Here is a 329-nt window from a genome sequence, read left to right as displayed (position 1 = left end):
ACGCCACCATTATTCAGACCGCCGGCAGCAAACAACGCCAGGCTATAGAAGTCGATGAAGAAGGGCAAATCAGCGGCCAAACCACGCCGAGTAAAGACAGCGATGCCCGTTGGATAAAGAAAAACGGCCTCTACAAACTCGGTTACAAACAACATACCCGTACAGATGCGGAAGGCTATATTGAGAAACTGCACATTACCCCCGCCAATACCCATGAGTGCAACCACCTGTCGCCTTTGCTGGAAGGGATAGCCGAAGGTACGGCCGTCTATGCCGACAAAGGCTATGACAGTGCGGAAAACCGGCAACATCTGAAAGAGCATCAGTTG

General features: G+C 51.7%; 1 protein-coding gene. It reads left to right on the top strand.

The genetic code is table 11. The features are described from left to right. Window positions 1-329, top strand: a 329-nt coding sequence (locus HMPREF2865_RS11330; protein ID WP_141752552.1) for a transposase, incomplete at both ends; no start/stop codon positions are given.

Origin of the sequence: Neisseria sp. HMSC073G10 (assembly GCF_001812605.1) — a bacterium.
In the GTDB taxonomy this organism is placed as follows: domain Bacteria; phylum Pseudomonadota; class Gammaproteobacteria; order Burkholderiales; family Neisseriaceae; genus Neisseria; species Neisseria subflava_A.
This window is presented reverse-complemented; position numbering and strand designations above follow the sequence as displayed.